This is a genomic window from Ruminococcus sp. (assembly GCF_017650195.1).
In the GTDB taxonomy this organism is placed as follows: domain Bacteria; phylum Bacillota; class Clostridia; order Oscillospirales; family Ruminococcaceae; genus Ruminococcus.
Window position 1 is genome coordinate 1 of record NZ_JAGCFH010000189.1, and the last position, 16,674, is coordinate 16,674.

At 43.8% G+C, this 16,674-nt stretch carries 13 protein-coding genes and 2 tRNA genes; 6 read left to right on the forward strand and 9 right to left on the reverse strand.

From position 1 onward, the window contains the following. Positions 1-243: 243 nt before the first annotated feature. Both J6U00_RS08785 and J6U00_RS08790 read left to right on the forward strand, forming a co-directional pair. Positions 244-1,518, forward strand: a complete 1,275-nt coding sequence (locus tag J6U00_RS08785; RefSeq protein ID WP_296581089.1) for a hypothetical protein — start codon at positions 244-246, stop codon at positions 1,516-1,518. A 678-nt stretch (positions 1,519-2,196) separates the two neighbouring features. Next, positions 2,197-2,760, forward strand: a complete 564-nt coding sequence (locus J6U00_RS08790; protein ID WP_296581091.1) for a biotin transporter BioY — start codon at positions 2,197-2,199, stop codon at positions 2,758-2,760. Positions 2,761-2,981: 221 nt separating this feature from the next. Here J6U00_RS08790 and J6U00_RS08795 read toward each other — a convergent pair whose 3' ends face one another. From J6U00_RS08795 to aroB, 5 genes are all read right to left on the reverse strand, one after another. Beyond that, positions 2,982-3,833, reverse strand: coding sequence for a patatin family protein (locus tag J6U00_RS08795; protein ID WP_296581093.1), 852 nt, complete (start codon positions 3,831-3,833; stop codon positions 2,982-2,984). Between the two features lie 85 nt (positions 3,834-3,918). Beyond that, positions 3,919-4,512: a DUF4364 family protein gene (locus J6U00_RS08800; RefSeq protein ID WP_296581095.1), complete on the reverse strand. Its 594-nt coding sequence runs from the start codon at positions 4,510-4,512 to the stop codon at positions 3,919-3,921. An 11-nt stretch (positions 4,513-4,523) separates the two neighbouring features. After that, positions 4,524-5,603 carry a chorismate synthase gene (gene aroC, locus J6U00_RS08805; RefSeq protein WP_296581097.1) on the reverse strand — a complete coding sequence of 360 codons (1,080 nt, stop codon included), beginning with the start codon at positions 5,601-5,603 and terminating at the stop codon, positions 4,524-4,526. Continuing rightward, on the reverse strand, positions 5,584-6,816 hold the full coding sequence (gene aroA, locus J6U00_RS08810) for a 3-phosphoshikimate 1-carboxyvinyltransferase (RefSeq protein ID WP_296581098.1): 1,233 nt from the start codon (positions 6,814-6,816) through the stop codon (positions 5,584-5,586). The genes aroC and aroA overlap by 20 nt, the downstream gene beginning before the upstream one ends. Positions 6,817-6,818: 2 nt before the next feature. Further along, complete coding sequence (gene aroB / locus J6U00_RS08815; protein WP_296581100.1) at positions 6,819-7,859, reverse strand: 3-dehydroquinate synthase; 1,041 nt, start codon at positions 7,857-7,859, stop codon at positions 6,819-6,821. Positions 7,860-8,233: 374 nt separating this feature from the next. Between aroB and J6U00_RS08820 the strand changes: the two genes are divergently transcribed. Together J6U00_RS08820 and J6U00_RS08825 are read left to right on the forward strand one after the other, a co-directional pair. Continuing rightward, positions 8,234-9,922, forward strand: a complete 1,689-nt coding sequence (locus tag J6U00_RS08820) for a GGDEF domain-containing phosphodiesterase (protein ID WP_296581102.1) — start codon at positions 8,234-8,236, stop codon at positions 9,920-9,922. A gap of 308 nt (positions 9,923-10,230) precedes the next feature. Next, positions 10,231-10,317, forward strand: a tRNA-Leu gene (locus J6U00_RS08825). A gap of 469 nt (positions 10,318-10,786) precedes the next feature. Here J6U00_RS08825 and J6U00_RS08830 read toward each other — a convergent pair. Beyond that, positions 10,787-10,862, reverse strand: a tRNA-Ala gene (locus J6U00_RS08830). 389 nt (positions 10,863-11,251) lie between these two features. Here J6U00_RS08830 and J6U00_RS08835 point away from each other — a divergent pair. After that, positions 11,252-12,037 carry an AraC family transcriptional regulator gene (locus J6U00_RS08835; RefSeq protein WP_296581109.1) on the forward strand — a complete coding sequence of 262 codons (786 nt, stop codon included), beginning with the start codon at positions 11,252-11,254 and terminating at the stop codon, positions 12,035-12,037. Positions 12,038-12,102: 65 nt separating this feature from the next. Here J6U00_RS08835 and J6U00_RS08840 read toward each other — a convergent pair whose 3' ends face one another. Both J6U00_RS08840 and J6U00_RS08845 read right to left on the reverse strand, forming a co-directional pair. Beyond that, complete coding sequence (locus J6U00_RS08840; RefSeq protein ID WP_296581104.1) at positions 12,103-13,692, reverse strand: TIR domain-containing protein; 1,590 nt, start codon at positions 13,690-13,692, stop codon at positions 12,103-12,105. 91 nt (positions 13,693-13,783) lie between these two features. Beyond that, on the reverse strand, positions 13,784-14,536 hold the full coding sequence (locus J6U00_RS08845) for an amidohydrolase family protein (RefSeq protein ID WP_296581105.1): 753 nt from the start codon (positions 14,534-14,536) through the stop codon (positions 13,784-13,786). Between the two features lie 283 nt (positions 14,537-14,819). On the opposite strand from J6U00_RS08845, the gene J6U00_RS08850 reads away from it, so the two are divergent. After that, the gene (locus tag J6U00_RS08850) at positions 14,820-16,136 is read left to right on the forward strand and encodes a GH25 family lysozyme (protein ID WP_296581107.1); all 1,317 of its coding nucleotides are present in this window, start codon (positions 14,820-14,822) and stop codon (positions 16,134-16,136) included. 400 nt (positions 16,137-16,536) lie between these two features. Here the strand turns inward: J6U00_RS08850 and J6U00_RS08855 are convergent. After that, positions 16,537-16,674: dockerin type I domain-containing protein (locus J6U00_RS08855; protein ID WP_296581110.1), on the reverse strand; the 138-nt coding region annotated here is incomplete at its 5' end.

Consider the following 16,674-nt stretch of genomic DNA (forward strand, 5'->3'; position numbering starts at 1 on the left):
CATTCTTATTTTACCATTTACAATAAAATCAGTTGAAAACCATTATCGCCATTTGAAACTATTGAAGTGTTATAATAAGTAACAGCTCACGTTCGGAAGTTGCCTCGTTTCAAATATACTTGACTTTGAAGTTTTCATATGTTATAATTCGTGTGTACTCAGCAACTACTTTGTGGCAGTTGCTTCACGACACACTAATTTACATGATCTGAAATAAATAATTACAAAGGGACGGTGATTCCCATGGCAGATGTAAAGGAGTACAAATGTCCATCCTGTGGAGCTCCGATGCGTTTTGATATCAATAGACAACGCATGTTATGTACCTTTTGCTCAAATGGTTTCAGCCTTGAATATACACGTTTGCATTTCAATGAAGTGACAGATGAAAAGCAATCCGACTTTGACTGGGTTGACAGGACAAAATATGTATGGGAACCCGATATGCTCGAGGAACTTGTGGAGTATACATGTTCCTCATGCGGCGGAAACATCATAACCAAGAATACTTCATCTTCTGCCAGATGTCCTTTCTGCAATCATGACTTGATCATTTCTTCTAATTTTTCCGGTGATTTGCGTCCTGACAGGGTCATACCTTTCAGGGTCGGAGCTGAAGAATTTGCGGAAAAGTACAGACAAACCATCGCAAGATACGCCCCAAAGGCTTTTAGAGCTCCTTCGATAACGGATAATATTGTCGGATGTTATATACCAGTATGGCTTTACAGCTGTGTCTGTGACACATATGTAGATCTTTCTAACAAACGCTCCTTTAAAGTAACGGATTTCCCTGTTCCCGGAACAGATATAAAAAAGGATGTTTTCTATTCTGTTGCGCCCTTTTGGTTCAATCATTCAGTAAAATTTACCGAATCCTGCCTTACTGGCTTTTACGCAAGCAGATACTCCATAGGAGCGGAGCACGCAATGGAATTTGCAGACGAAGAGGTAAAAAAAAGTTGTTGTTTACAAAGAGTTGGCGCACTGGATAGAGTAGAACAATTTCCTGCCTCCTTCGACGTAAATGCATACAGCAAGATAAGAAATCAGAAGCTGACCTATTACCTTGTGCCGGTATGGTTCATGAATGTTAAATACAAAAGAAAAGAATATACATTGGCCATGAACGGTCAGACAGGCAAACTTGCTTCTCCTGATGTGCCGTTCAGTTACAAGGGCAAGCTGGTTTACGGGCTGATTTTTGCTTTTTTTGAGTTGCTGATCATTATCATTGCGTATTTCCTTTGTAAAAATTTCGCCGATGATTTATTATCGACCTTGATGATAACAATACCATTTATCATGATATTCACGTTTTATGCTTATGGAGAAACAGAGTGGATATGGTCGAAAATCTCCTATAAATATATCGGAGGCTTGAAAAGCACACCAAAATACTACTATAATGTTCAAAAGCACTATATTGATAAAGAGGAAAAATTAAAAAGGATTAAAAAAAATAATGGCGGGAAAGCAGACGTAAGTCGTACTTCTGCCGACAAAAAGAATCCTTGAAATAGTCAAGGATTCTCAGATGAATCATATTTTAAAACTTTCGGAGTATTCTGATTATAAGGTACAGCATCAATCAAGACAGAATAATTCAATCAGAATGCATCGAAATCAGAATGTCCCGCAAGCTCACACGAGAGAACATAACAAAAGCCTCTGTAGATAATCACAACGGCTTTTCATCTATTTAATAGTTTTTCACTCATACACTTGAAAAACAAATCTTACATATTGCTTTGCCCAAAGTCTTTGTTGAGAAATAAGCAGCACACTGATATCCATAATTTCAGTGTGCTGCATTTGATATATTCGCTTGTCTTATTTTAATTTGGACAAAAAATGGTCAAGTAAGATACAAAAAGTTACCTTTAATCCCTTAATATCTCTTTATCCTAACTTGACAAATTTACAGATTTTACGTTGTTTTATACGAGTACATGATTTTACGATAAGCTTTTGCTTGAATAACATATTATTATAGAAATAGCAACACTCTCGGAAATAAACTGTTGCTTTTCTTTTTTCTAACGCAAACACGTCGGCGCTAGCTTCGCAATTATCATATATATTATTAATTACAAAAAAACATGCGAGCATCGTCACCCGGATTTGTGGTATAGGGTTGACATCAGATAAAAAACGTGATATAATATAGCTATCAGAATTTAGGAGATGCTTTCAATGTTAGATATAACTATACCACAAAAAGGCTTCACGACCAAGGAGCTTGTAATGACTGCGCTTTTTACCGCCGTAACGGTCGTATGCGCATGGATATCAATACCTATAGGTACTATTGCCATAACTCTCCAGACCTTCGCAGTATTCTGCGTTCTGCTGACCCTCGGCGGCAGGGACGGGCTGTTCTCTTGTTTAGCCTACATACTTCTCGGAGCTATAGGGCTTCCCGTATTTACCGGCTTCAAGGGCGGCTTGGGAGTACTCGTTGGACCTACAGGCGGTTATATCCTCGGCTTTATGCTTATGGCTCTTATATACTGGGCAGGCACTAAGCTCCTCGGCAAAAAGCTTGCTGTACAGATAATACTGCTGCTCGCAGGACTTGCAGTCTGCTATACTTTCGGAACATTATGGTTCGTATACGGATATTCCGACAACGGAAGTACAATGGCCTTCATAAAAGCCGCAAAGATATGCGTTATTCCCTTTGTACCCTTTGATCTGCTTAAGCTCGTTCTTGCTCTCATACTATCAGATCGAGTGAAAAAATATGCCAAAATCTGAAAAAAGACCTGTTCACAGCCGAACAGGTCTTTTAAATTCGTATATATAAATATCTTGCTGGTTTATTGTGCATAAGGCGTTAGCAATTGCTTATTATACCGTAAACCCAAATACTGTCAAGACAAGCGCTATAAATTGCGGTCTTGACAGAGTTTGTATTTGTAGTTTCGGGCAATTACGCAAACGCCAGACAGTTTCAAATTATCCAATTACTTACCATTTTATTCTTCTGCAAGAAAGCTCTTGAGGGATTCAAGCTTTTCATTTGCAACACGTCTGCCAATACGATAGGCTTCCCTCATGATATCGGGATCATGCTCAATATGCCCCACCGGTAACTTCTCCGTAGGAGCAATAACGAACGCTCTCCCCTCCTTTTCAGCATTGAATATGTACTTTGTCTCACTGTTGTAGAGCTTATGATAATTGCCTATAGCCTTTATCAGCTCGGGATATTTGCGGTACCTGACCTTTATGAGCTTCATCATGCTCGTCGGCTGTTTCACATAATCACGAGGCTGAGTGAGTATCACCACGTTCCTTTCGCAACCTCTGCTCTCCATGAACCTGAGAGGAAGCACATCGGCTATACCGCCGTCTAGCATCCTGTGTCCTCCCACCTCTACTACCCTTGCAACTAAAGGCAAAGAAGCGGAAGCCCTTATCCATTCAAGCTCATCGTAGCAGATATCTCCGCACTTATGGTATATCGCCTTACCTGTCGTAATATCGGTACACACCACCCAAAAATCCATAGGCGAAGCGTTGAAGGCATCTTTATCGAACATATCAAGCTTTTCCGGCAGGGTATGATAACAGAACTCCGCACCAAACATATCTCCTGTCCTTATTAGCGACCATGCACTGCAATAGCGCTTGTCCCTGCAAAATCTTGTATTGTATCGTATCGCCCTGCGTATCTGTCGCGACTTATAATTGCAGCCGAAGGCAGCTCCTGCCGAAACTCCCACAGCCGCATCAAATGCTATGTTGTTTTCCATAAGGACGTCAATAACGCCAGCGGTAAATAGCCCGCGCATAGCGCCGCCCTGCATAACCAGTCCGTGTTTCATATCTTTCTCCCTGTTAAATTATGCATTATATCTGTAAAAAAGTGCTTATTATAAAAAAGAGCTGTCGCAACAGCTCCTTATGTCGTCAATTATCGCTGAGGTCATAAGGTTGCTCCTCATTTGAAAGAGCCACCTCTATCACTTTGCCGTAGAAACCCGCTGGATTGAGAAGTATCTTCTCCCCAATAAGTTTTGCCTGAGTAAGATCGGGAGCATAAAGTCTGAGATCCATCAAATCAAAACCGGTATCTATACACCTTACATGGATATAGTAACCATTGCCCACAGGCTCATACTCTATTTTCAGTTCCTTCTCGTACTTTATCCTTGCAAAGTATCTCAGTGCCGCAAGAACTAGCTTATCCCTGTAGGACTTGGGCGCATAGTTTTTCAGCTGTTTTGCGCACTCCCTGCCCTTTTTACCGAGTACATAGCACTCGCTACCCTTTTCGTCCTTCTCTGAAACCACAAGACCGTTTTTCAGCAGATAGTCTATAGAATCCTGATAGTAAAAGTAGTTTATTATACCAGTACCAATAGCTATATCGTAGAGCTGATCGGAACTTACGGGACGGTCTATTTTGTAAAGGAGGTAGCAGAGTAGTATATTAAGCGTAGGAACGTCCTTTATTTCAGTATCGGCAAGCTCAACCATTTTCATAATATTTTCGTCCTCCATAGTTTGTCACCTTAACAGAAATTCGGGTAATCCAGCATATTTGACAGCAAAGCTATATTCACAGCCGCCTCCACGCATGGAACAGCCGCAGGAACAGTGCAGGGGATATGCTTTTCGCTCTTCACAGTCTCGCTGGTCATATCCCTGTAATTCACAGCTGCCTGCTGACCTGCGGTATACTCCGAGGGCTTCATGGCAACTCTCAGTGTTATAGGCATACCGGAGGATATACCACCGATTATTCCGCCGTGATTATTGGTCTTTGTGAGAACGTGACCGTGGTCGTTTACATAGAACTCATCATTGTTCTGGCTTCCCACCATTTTAGCAGAAGTAAAGCCGGCTCCGAACTCAAGTCCCCTTACGCCAGGGATACCAAATACTAACTGAGCAATATTATTTTCAAGTCCGTCAAAAACAGGAGAACCGATACCGGCAGGAACATTCACGGCAGCACATTCAATGACGCCGCCAAGGGATTCGCCGCCCTCATGAGCCTTGTTGATATCCTCTATCATATCCCAGCCCTTGCGGTCGTTGATAACAGGGAACTTTTTGCTTCTCACGCTGATAACACCGTCACGGGTAATATTTACCGGGTCAAAGGGATTATCCTTTATATTGTGTATCTGTAGTATATGCGCTCCGGTATAGATACCTCTTCTTTCAAGTATCTGAGCGCAGACAGCTCCCGCAAAGCAGAGAGGAGCCGTAAGTCTGTCGGAAAAATGACCGCCGCCACGAACGTCGTTGAAGCCCTTATACCTAAGAGTGCCTGTATAATCGGCGTGTCCCGGACGTACAAGATTATCAAGCTCCTCGTGCTGTGGAGCGGAGGTTTCAGTATTCTGCAAAAAGGCACATAAGGGCGAACCCGTAGTGCGGTCTTTGAAAATACCGGACATTATATGTGGCATGGAATTAACAGAAGGAGAACCTCCGCCAGAGTATCTTCTAGCCATAAAGTCTGCAAGTGCTTCGGCGTCGATATACTCCCCTGCGGGAAGATTGTCCACAGTCACGCCTATTGCAGGACCGTGAGCTTCTCCGAACATGGAAATTGATATCCTGTTATTCCATACTGATGACATTAGCCTTACCTCCGAGCATTTTGTAGTCGTCAAAGAAAGCAGGATAAGACTTTTCCGCAGCCTCTGCCCCTTTTATAACGACTTCTCCGTCTATACGGGTCGCAGCAACAGCAGCAGCCATAACTATCCTATGATCGCCGAAGCTTTCCACAGTGCCGCCGTGCATGACGTTTGTGGGGCGGATAATAAGCCCGTCATCGGTAACAGTAACGTCTCCACCAAGTGCGTTGAGCATTGCGGAAGTACTTTCAAGGCGATCGCTCTCTTTTATTTTAAGTCTTTTAGCGTTATATATAACAGATTCTCCGCTGCCGAAGGCTCCCAGGACAGCAAGTATTGGCACAAGGTCGGGAATATCTGAGCAGTCGGCTCTGTAATGTCCGATATTGCCATTATAACACATTCCGTTGATAATTTCAAGGATTTTCTTGTCTCCCTGAACACTGTTTTCGTCAAGGTTATAAAGCTCCACCTCTGAGCCGAGTGCATTCGCCACACAGAAGAAGGCAGCCTGCGAGTAATCCCCCTCTATTTTCTCGTCTCTTGCAGTATAGCTCTGACCTCCCTTAACATAGAAGCCGCGCTCTGTTTCCTCTGCAAAAACGCCGAAACGCCTGAGCGTATCTATGGTTATATCAACATAAGGGCGCGATTCAAGATGCGAGGTAAGAACTATCTCAGAATCCCCTTCAAGGAGTGGAAGAGCAAAGAGAAGGCCGGTTATGAACTGTGAGGAAACATTCCCCTCTATTTCAAATATTCCACTTTTAAGTCCGCCGGATACGGAAAATGGCATAGTGTTATTATAATCAAAACTAACGCCGTTTTTGCCAAGCTCACGGATAAATATATCTATCGGGCGCTGAGGAAGGCGTCCTCTGCCGAAGAATTCTGTTTCACAGCCCACAGCTGCCGCAACGGGTATGATAAAACGGAGCGTCGAGCCACTCTCGTTGCAGTCGATAACGCATTTATTCGTTTTTATGCCGCCGCTGCCCTTTACTGTGATATCACCACCGTTAACTGTGAATTCAGCTCCGAGAGCCGTCATAGCACCGATAGTAGCTTCGATATCCTTTGACATGGTTACTCCACTGAGATGTGAAACTCCCTCTGCAAGCGCAGCACATATTATTGAACGGTGTGCGCAGCTTTTTGAAGCAGGAACGCTAAGCTTTCCGCGAAGCACCGAGGGTTTTATGCTAATGTCCATTTTTAGCCCTCCATAAGACGGCAGAATTCACTGAAGGGCACTTTTACTATCTCGCCCTTTCCGACTTCCCTGCATATTATGTAGTTTATATCATTTGCCTCGTTCTTCTTGTCCTTTGAACAGAATGGGAGTAGTTCGCTCATAGGGATATCACTGCCTGTTGGTAACTTATAAGCCTTTACGCATTTTTTCAATCTCTCTGACAACTGAGGAGCGAGCCTGTCAGTTATCATACACATACCCGCAGCAACTCCCTCTCCATGAGCTATGTCCTTATAGCTATGCCAGCCCTCTATCGCATGACCGAGAGTATGACCAAAATTCAGGAGCATCCTCTCTCCTCTGTCAAATTCGTCGTTCTCCACGACCTGACGCTTTATGTCGATACAAGAGTATACCATTTCGTCCATTATCTCATCAACATTTTCGAGGCAGTGGGACTCCATGAGCTCAAATAGCTTTTCGTCCCGTATCATACCATACTTTATGCACTCACCCATGCCCTCCGCAAGTATTTTATGCGGCAGTGTTTTCAAAGCGTCGCTGTCGCATATAACAAGGGCAGGCTGCTTGAAGGCTCCCACAAGGTTCTTGCCGCCGGAGATATCAATTGCGGTCTTACCACCAACAGAGGAATCCACCTGTGCAAGAAGAGTAGTGGGTATCTGCACGAAATCCACGCCCCTAAGGTAGGAAGCTGCAGCAAATCCTGTGATATCGCCAACAACTCCGCCTCCGAGTGCTATAATGATATCCGATCTGGTGATATTGCTCTCGCAGAGAAAATCGTATATCCTGCCGAGATTATCAAGACACTTGGACTGCTCTCCGTTTGAAAAAACAAAAACGCTGCACTCAAAGCCGGCAGCCTCAAGCGAGTCCTTTACCGTCTTTAAATGGAGCTTTTCAACTATATCGTCGGTTATCACCGCAGCCCTTCTCGACCTTGTGACCTCCGCTATATATCCTCCGCTTTTTGCAAGTCCGCCACGCTCTATTAGCACCTCGTAAGGCTGACTTGTTTTTACGCTTATCCTTTTCATTATGCCGACCTCCGGAAATTACCTTGATACTGTATCTTAACAGCATTTTATCTCAGAAAAATTATACCATACACTATAGAAGCTGTCAACACTTTTTTGCTTTAAAACTTTTATCTACTGAATTTTTAAGTTGTCACAAACATAGAAATCCATTTGAAGTTTTTGTTAATTATTTCTATAGTGCCTGTTAGTTTCGCAAAAACAAGAGCTCTTCCATTATGCATATTGCACATCATCTTTCAACCAATATCGCTATGCATTGTGATGTTAATACCAGGTTCACAAAATGTCAATCATTATCACCTGTCAATGTGCTATAATGTTAGTACCATTTAATAAAAGGCTTTCAGTCAGCAGATTAGGAGGTGAGTAGTATGTCCGTAAATGATTACATTTATGCCCTTGAAGAGTTCATTGTCCTCATGCAGAATATTGAAGCAGCTTCTCCAGACGTAATTGCCGAGGCGATGACAGATCTGTGCCATGTTCTCAGGATTGGCAAGGTTGAAATGCTTACTTACGAGAACGAAGCCGCCGAACACCTCGGTCTTGCCACTGTCCACCGATATTACAACTGCGGAGAGCCCTGCCTCGGGGAATACATAAACAAAAGAATAATCACCGCCGATGAGCAGATAGCCGTATATCGCGTTTTCATAATGAACGACACTGCTCCATGGGACGATACCGATAGAAAAAGGATAAACCTTTTCATTATGCTCCTAAGTACCTTCACCGGAAAAATGCGGTTGCTTACCCTTACCCATCGCCTCACTTTCTTTGACAGAGACCTGAATATGCATAACCACCGATATTTCATGTCGCTGATAAGAAAGCTTTACAAGGAGGAGATGATTGATCGTTTTACTGCGGTATACTTCAATCTTAAACGATTCTCTATAGTCAATCAGCAGATAGGCAGAGAAAACGGCACCAGAGTAATGAAAAGATTCATAGCTATGTTTGAAAACCTCCTCGACTGTCAGGACGAATGTGTCTGCCGTATAGGCGGTGATAACTTCATAGCCCTTATAAAGCAGGAAAAGCTTGACGACGTACTCGGGCTTCTAAGCGGAACAGGCATAACCTACGACGAAAGCAGATCTGAGCGTATATTTATTTCCGCCACCGCAGGAATATACGTTATCCCTGATATGGACAGCTTCACACTCCCAACAGACGTTATGGACAGAGTAAGTATGGCTTTTCAGCTTGCAAAAGGCTCAGCAAAGCAGGACGTAGTCTTCTTCGATGACGCTCTTCTCGCAAGAAGCAAGCAGAACAACGAGATTACCGCTTGCTTCCAGAAATCCATAGAAAAACAGGAGTTTCTCGTTTACTACCAACCTAAGGTAAATATAAAAGACCGCAGTGTTGCCGGCGCAGAGGCTCTCTGCCGCTGGGTCCACAATGAAAGGCTCGTGCCTCCAGCGGAGTTCATACCCGTCCTTGAACAGGGCAGAGATATATGCAAACTCGATTTTTATATGCTTGACAATGTCTGCCGTGATATACGTCGCTGGATAGACACAGGCATGAGAGCTGTAAGGGTCTCAGTAAATCTATCGCGACGCCACCTCTCTGATATGGATTTGCTCAAACATATCGTCGATATCATAGACAGGCACAATGTTCCCCATGAATATATCGAGATTGAGCTAACGGAAACTACTACAGACGTAGAGTTCAAGGATCTCAAGCGCACTATAAGGGGATTGCAGGAGGCAGGTATAGCTACCTCTGTGGACGACTTCGGCATAGGCTACTCCTCACTCAACCTTATCAAGGAGATACCGTGGAACGTACTAAAACTCGATAAAAGTCTACTTCCCGATTACGAAAAGGATAACCCAGAACAGAAAAGCGTCATGTTCCGGTACATTGTAGCTATGGGGCGTGAAATGGGACTTGAATGTATCGCCGAGGGCGTGGAGACCAAGGAACAGGTTAAGCTCCTTGAGGACAACCACTGCGATCTCGCTCAAGGCTTCTATTTCGACAGGCCTCTGCCCATAAAGGAGTTTGAAACACGTCTTATGGACGATTTCCGCTATGATAAATGACAACAGGCTGCCCTCAAAAGGCAGCCTGAATTATTTGAAAAATAACTTATTAGTAGCCCTAAAGCATGAATACGTTTGCGCAATTACACCGATACACACTCACAAAACTTTCAAGACCGACATTTACATCACTTGCTCATAAGTCTTGGCCAGCTTTGAGTGTATGGTATAATATACAATTGCGAACATAAGGCTCTTTTATAACTACACAAAATGTTATCTAACCAAATTATTTTATTGTTATCTAACCAAATTATTCTATGCTCTTGACATACTGCCTGTCTGTATGGTATAATATTAAACGATGTGCCGGTGTGATGGAATTGGCAGACGTGACGGACTCAAAATCCGTTGGTGGCAACACCGTGCGGGTTCAAGTCCCGCCACCGGCACCAGAACATAGCCTGTGTCCCCAACCACGTTGGAGTTCGCAGGCCTTCTTACTTTATAAAAATAGACTTAATCTACTTTCGCTTACGGCACTGTCATTAATTCCGTACATCTTACACAACACAGAACTCAACAGAAAGTTCGAGCCACACTTTTAGTGGGACGTTAGTTTTTATGCGCAATATAGTTTTCTAAACAGCAACATATACTCGTAATGAACATTTGCTCTCGACATGCTATTTATACAATTTTCTAAAAATTAATGGCTGCATGACATTTTTATCATGCAGCCATTGCTATAAATTCATTTTTCACATTCATACCCTATCAGAACCAACCATTGTAGTTATCAACATAAGTAGCCTGAAATTCCTCATCAGATTTGTAAAGATAAATTATACATTCAATAATGCTAATAACACTCATAACAGATGCTCCGATATCACATGTCAGAACTTAGAGACAAATTCCTTATGGTGGACCCGAAGGGGATCGAACCCTCGGCCTCTGCGTTGCGAACGCAGCGCTCTCCCAACTGAGCTACGAGCCCTTTTACATAGTTAATTATATCACTTATGAAAATACAAGTCTATCATGCAAAGAAAAGTTTACATTTTGTTCATATTTCTCTCAAAGCATTCCCATAAGCCATACTCATTTCTAAAATGTGGCCTTAGAGCTTAGAACAGGTATAAGTCTAGATATCACTTTTGTGCTGTAACTTATTGACACCGCCAGATCCATGTGTTATAATTAATATATCTCAAATAACCGCCGAAAGGCGGTTATTGACTTGAACTATGCTTAGTGAACGCACTTCCTTTATTTTTTCAGGAATATGCACATCACTCTGATTGACATAAATTTGCTTTTGCTGTAAAAGTCAAAGCAGATAATAATTATTCTATAGCAAATACATGGACGGTGAAGCTCTTGAAAATGGATGAAATCGGCTACAATCACAGACACGACCACAATTTCTGCATAGATCGTCCCAACGGCATGAATAGCTGGCTCATGCTCATTGTGAAAACGCCTGCACACTTCCGCGTGGACGGCAAGGAAATACGCACCTCCGCCCACTCTTTTATAATCTACACGCCATACACCCCGCAGTATTACTATCCTGCCACAAATGAATACTTTGACGACTGGATGCACTTTTTCCCTGACGAAAAAGAACAGAAGCTTATGGAGGAGCTTGATATTCCCTTTAACCGTCCAGTCAATATCGCTGATATCACCGATATGTCCGCAATGGTCAGAAGTATGTGTTTCGAGCACTATTCCTCTAACCCGTTCAGACAGCAATCGATAGACCTTTATTTTCAGTTGCTTATCCTTAAACTCTCGGAAAAGCTGAGAAAAAAGGAGGATCAGCACGAACGTCCGGAGGGGTTGTACTTCGAGAAGCTCCTGTGGATAAGGCAATCAATATATCGCTGGCCAAGCAGAAACTACTCAATAGACGACATGGCTAAGGAGCTTTCCCTGAGCCGCTCGCGCTTTCAGCACCTTTACACCGAAACCTTCGGCGTGAGCGTAAACAAGGATGTTATCTCGAGCCGTCTGAACAAAGCAGCTGAGCTCCTGAAAACTACCGACCTCTCTGTAAAGGAAGTCGGAATACGGGTTGGTTACGATAATACCTCCTACTTCGTGAAGCTGTTTGGCAGTATCTACGGACTTACCCCTTTGCAGTTCAAGCAGGCAGAGGGAAAATAATAAAGCGCCCCGAAGCGCTTCCGGTTAGTATCAGGGATATCACGTGATACAGTTCAGGAACGCGCTCATCTGGGGCGCTTTTCGTTTTTATCTGCAAGTCCTGCAAGAACCAAAAGTGTCATCAGCGCTGACAATATTATCCCAGCTATGGCAAGCTTTGATTTGTAGGCAAGCGCAAATATAGTCAAAACTCCGGCAGCAATGCCCATATACGTAAGGAAACGTTTCCTTATCATAAGTCTTTTACGCGAATCAGCCTGCCGCTCGTTCTCCTCCTTCTCATGGCGGCGGCGAATCTCATCAAGCTCCTGTTTTTCCTCGTCGTCTATCTTTTCCTGCTCCCTTGCAAAGACAGCATCTCTGACCGCACTCAGGAACCGCTCATAGACTGTAGTTATCATGAGCCTGTCGTCGCCATCAGAATACTCCACAGCCTTGCTCAGGGAGTCTCCAAGCATGCCGACGAACTGCTTCTCAAAAGCGTCATTATCGTTGAAATCGTAACCGTATCTAAGTATATAATCATCAGCAAAGCTCCTGACGACTTCCTCAAGGAGAAGATCGTTTCCACTACGGCAGCCATTGAAGGCAAGAAATTTCGCGTAATGAGCCTGCCAGCATTCTGGGGCAGCGTCAAGTATCATATCGCTGTACTCCTCGGCTGCTTCAAAATCCTCGTCAGCGAGGAATATATTCATTCTGCGTATCAACTTTTCAGGTGTGGAACGCCCAGCCGCACTGTGTTCAGCAAAGCCGTCGTTATCTCCTCCTATATGACGTCTTACAGATCTTATAAGTTCCGTCAAGAAGCTCATACCAGAAACATCCACTATCATATTCTCAGACAGCTCAGCCGGCACCTCTCCCCTGTCCATATCCTTAATGCACACGACAATGAGCTTTTCGCTGCTACGCTTTGCAGCAGACGCGCATCTCCCCCACTCGCTCTTGAATCGTGGCGAAGCAAAACTACCTGGCTCTGCGCTTACAACAAGCATTACCGGCGAACAACCTATTGCAGCGTTTATATAGCTCTCGGAATCCTTTTCAGGGACATTTCCGAGAGTTTCCGGAGCATAGAACACACGCATACCCTCCTGCGAGAGCTGACGGTATATCTCTTCGGCAATAATGCCGTCCTCCGTCATTTCACCCTGATCTCCATCAGCACGGCAGCACATATAAACATCGTACTTCTCTCCTGTGCCTACGCGTTCGAGCATATCACGTCTGAGCATTTCAAGTGCAAATGCCTCACGGCGGTAAACTGCACTCTGCTCAGTATCCGCAAGGCTCAGCGCCGTACAGCAGTCCTTATCATCAGTGAGCTCAATGCCGTAGGGGCGATGACATACAGGCACCTTAAGCCCAGAAAGTGGCTCGTCTTCATAAAGTATACCACAACGGCAAAGTACCTTTTCCCAGTAACCCTCGGGCTCGTCGGGGAACTCAACACAGAGCTGTGAAAAAAGTTTTTCAGCGCCCTCAAAATCGGTCTTGAATCGCAGTCCGCAGGCTCTGTTGTATATCTCGGCATACTTCTCCCTGTATTTTTTCGGAACAGTCTGACGGGAGCCGCAGAACTCGCATTCGCATATACCGCTTCCCTCCGTATCCGGAAGGAGCTTTCCGCACATCTTACATACATAACTCACTGAAGTCACCACCAATCGCAGCAGGATACCGTTCCTGAAATCAACATTATTATACCACAAAAACCGCAGAGAATCAACTGTTTACGATATTTTACAGCTTGTACACATTTTCGGCATTGCCATGCATGAAAAGCTCGCGCTGTTCAGCTGTTATGTCAAGGCTCTCCGCAAAGCGCAGATGCTCGGACTGTGAACAGCTGCCGAAATCCGAACCGAAGATGAAACGCCCGGGCATTTCTCTTATCGCCTTCTCCAGAGACTTCCTTATCTGTCCCCATTTATCCGCGTCATCAGCTAAAGACGAGGTATCAAAGTATACGTTTTCGCATTCTCTCAGTACTTCAAAGCAATTCTCTGTATCAGGATAAAAGCAGTGACAGTAAATAAAAGTATTTTCTCTGCGTTTTGCCCCAAGCTTTCGCATCTTTTCAGGAGCTGCATACTGATTATTGTCCCAGCCCGTATGGAAAAGCACGGGAACTCTGAACTCAGCAGCAAGGTCATACACAGGAAGCAGTGAGCTTTCAATACAGTAAAAAGGCTCATGTCCCGTATAGAGCTTCATACCGATGATATCTCCGTTTTCAAGAAGCTTCCTGCAATAGCACAGCTGCTCCTCAAAGTTTATAAGCGGACTTATCCCTGCAATGACTTTAATTACAGCGTCGCCCCTGAAAAGCTCAGCGCAGTCCCTTACGGAACCAATAACGCTTTCAGGCTCGGAATCCGCGATAACTATCCCCCTGTCAACGCCGTTCCTTTTCATTTCACCGAGCAGAGCCTGCTTTTTTGCAGGGAAGTCCGGGGGATCGACGGGAAGATGCAAATGTGAATCAATTATCATAAAGCTGCTCCTTTCAGTTTCAAATCGAGAAAAAACAAAGACCGCAGATTACTCTGCGGCATCCGTAACTTCGGGAGTATCATTTCCCTTTCGAATATTCGCCTTGTGCTTTAATACTACCACGGTATCCCTCAAAAGTCAAGTTTTTTTCTCCGGTGACCTTGCTATTTTATTAATTATATGTTATACTTATAAATGGTCTTTTCGAGCATATTTGACATAAAAAGTGCAAAAATAAGATATATCTGTTTATTTTTCGATTTATCGACCAATTTTTCAGAGAATGAAAGGTATAAAAATGAAGCTCAAATATATTTTCCCAGTTTTAGCGGCAGCCTGCGTGCTTACAGCCTGCGGCGGAAAAAACGCAAAGACAAGCGATAACGATAATACAGCTGTCACTTCCACTGTCTCGGCATCATCAACGACAACAGCTACTACCACAAAGGCGACCACGACCACTGTGACCACTACAAAAAAAGTTGATCCCCCCACCGACCTTGTCCTCAAAGGAATGGAATGTGCAGAGGTATACGACGAGATAAACCTTGATTCATTCATCACCGAAAAAAATGTGGAGCTCAAGGACGGAAGCGTTATGCTGAACACCTCGGACACAGGTGTTTTTGAGGTGGATATTCCCTACCTCTATAACGGCGGCGAATTCACAGAGAAGCTGCAATACTCGGTAGTGGATACAATCGCTCCCACAATTCTAAACTCCGGCTGGGAACCTAACCATAAGGTTGGAACTGACTTTGACCTCAATGACTATGTCGGATTTGTGGATAATTTTGACAGACACCCTACTCTCACATATACCGGTACAGTTGACAAGGATAAAGTCGGAGATTATCCTATTACCGCAACTGTTACGGACAGCTCCGGCAATTCCGTATCATTTGACCTCACCATAAGCGTTGTGGAGCAGCTTCCGCCTCCTGTCGATAACAATCCCCGTGTCAATTACAGCGACTTCATACAGCGCTATGAGGGCGGAAATGTACGCTACGGCATTGACGTTTCGGTATGGCAGTCAGATGTGGACTTCAACGCTGTCCGAGACGCAGGGTGCAGCTTCGTAATGATACGTGTCGGCTATTACTACAGCCAGATCACTCTTGACGATTATTTCAAGGAAAACCTGAAAAGAGCCACAGACGCAGGTCTTGATGTAGGTGTCTACTTCTATACCACCGACAATACTATCGAAGGTGTCCGGGAACACGCACGCTGGATCGTCGAACAGCTGGGCAATCACAAATTGCAGATGCCTGTCGCCTTTGACTGGGAGGAGTTTGCAAACTTCCAGAAGTACGGCATGAACAGGCAGGATATAAACGACGTATACGCCGCCTTTGCTGATGAGATAAGAAAGCACGGATATACTCCCATGCTATACAGCAGCAAGAACTTCCTAGGCAATATCTGGAACGAACGCACGAAGGCTCTGGCGCCGGTATGGCTCGCTCATTTTGTGGACTCCACGGACTACACTGGCGAATACGCTATCTGGCAGGCAAGCGCTTACGGTCATATCCCCGGCATCACCGGCGATGTGGATATGGATATACAGTATCTGGACAAGGCAATCTCATAAAAAAATAGTTTCTGTAAACAAAAAGGAGCTGACCGCTTGCACTTGGTCAGCTCCTTTTTGTTTTTCTATGCTGCATATTGCTCTAATGCGTAAGTCATTAGCGGTTCCCGGAATCTGCTTCGTTTACACTCGCATAATTCGACCGCTGCGCAATAATTCTCACTCAATGCCGTGGTATATTTTTGGTGTAAATAGGCATTTTTAGATGCCTATTTTACTTTGATTACTAATATTATATATCTGCTTTATTTTATAGTATCAAAATAGTATCAATAATAATCTCCCTGATTTCATAAATAATTTGCAAAGTTTCCTTTTGTGAAGTAAACATATTAGCTTTCATTACTTAACAAATTCTGAAATTTGAATAGTACAAGTCTTAGCTATAATATCTCCAACTTTATTTTTTTAAGTATTCTTCAAAAGAAAGCACTTTGTCACCTGCAGTTGATGTATATGCATAGTATGAAAGAATAATTGAAGCATCAACGGCATTTATCATACCATCATTATTCACATCAGCCGCAAGCTGTTGTGC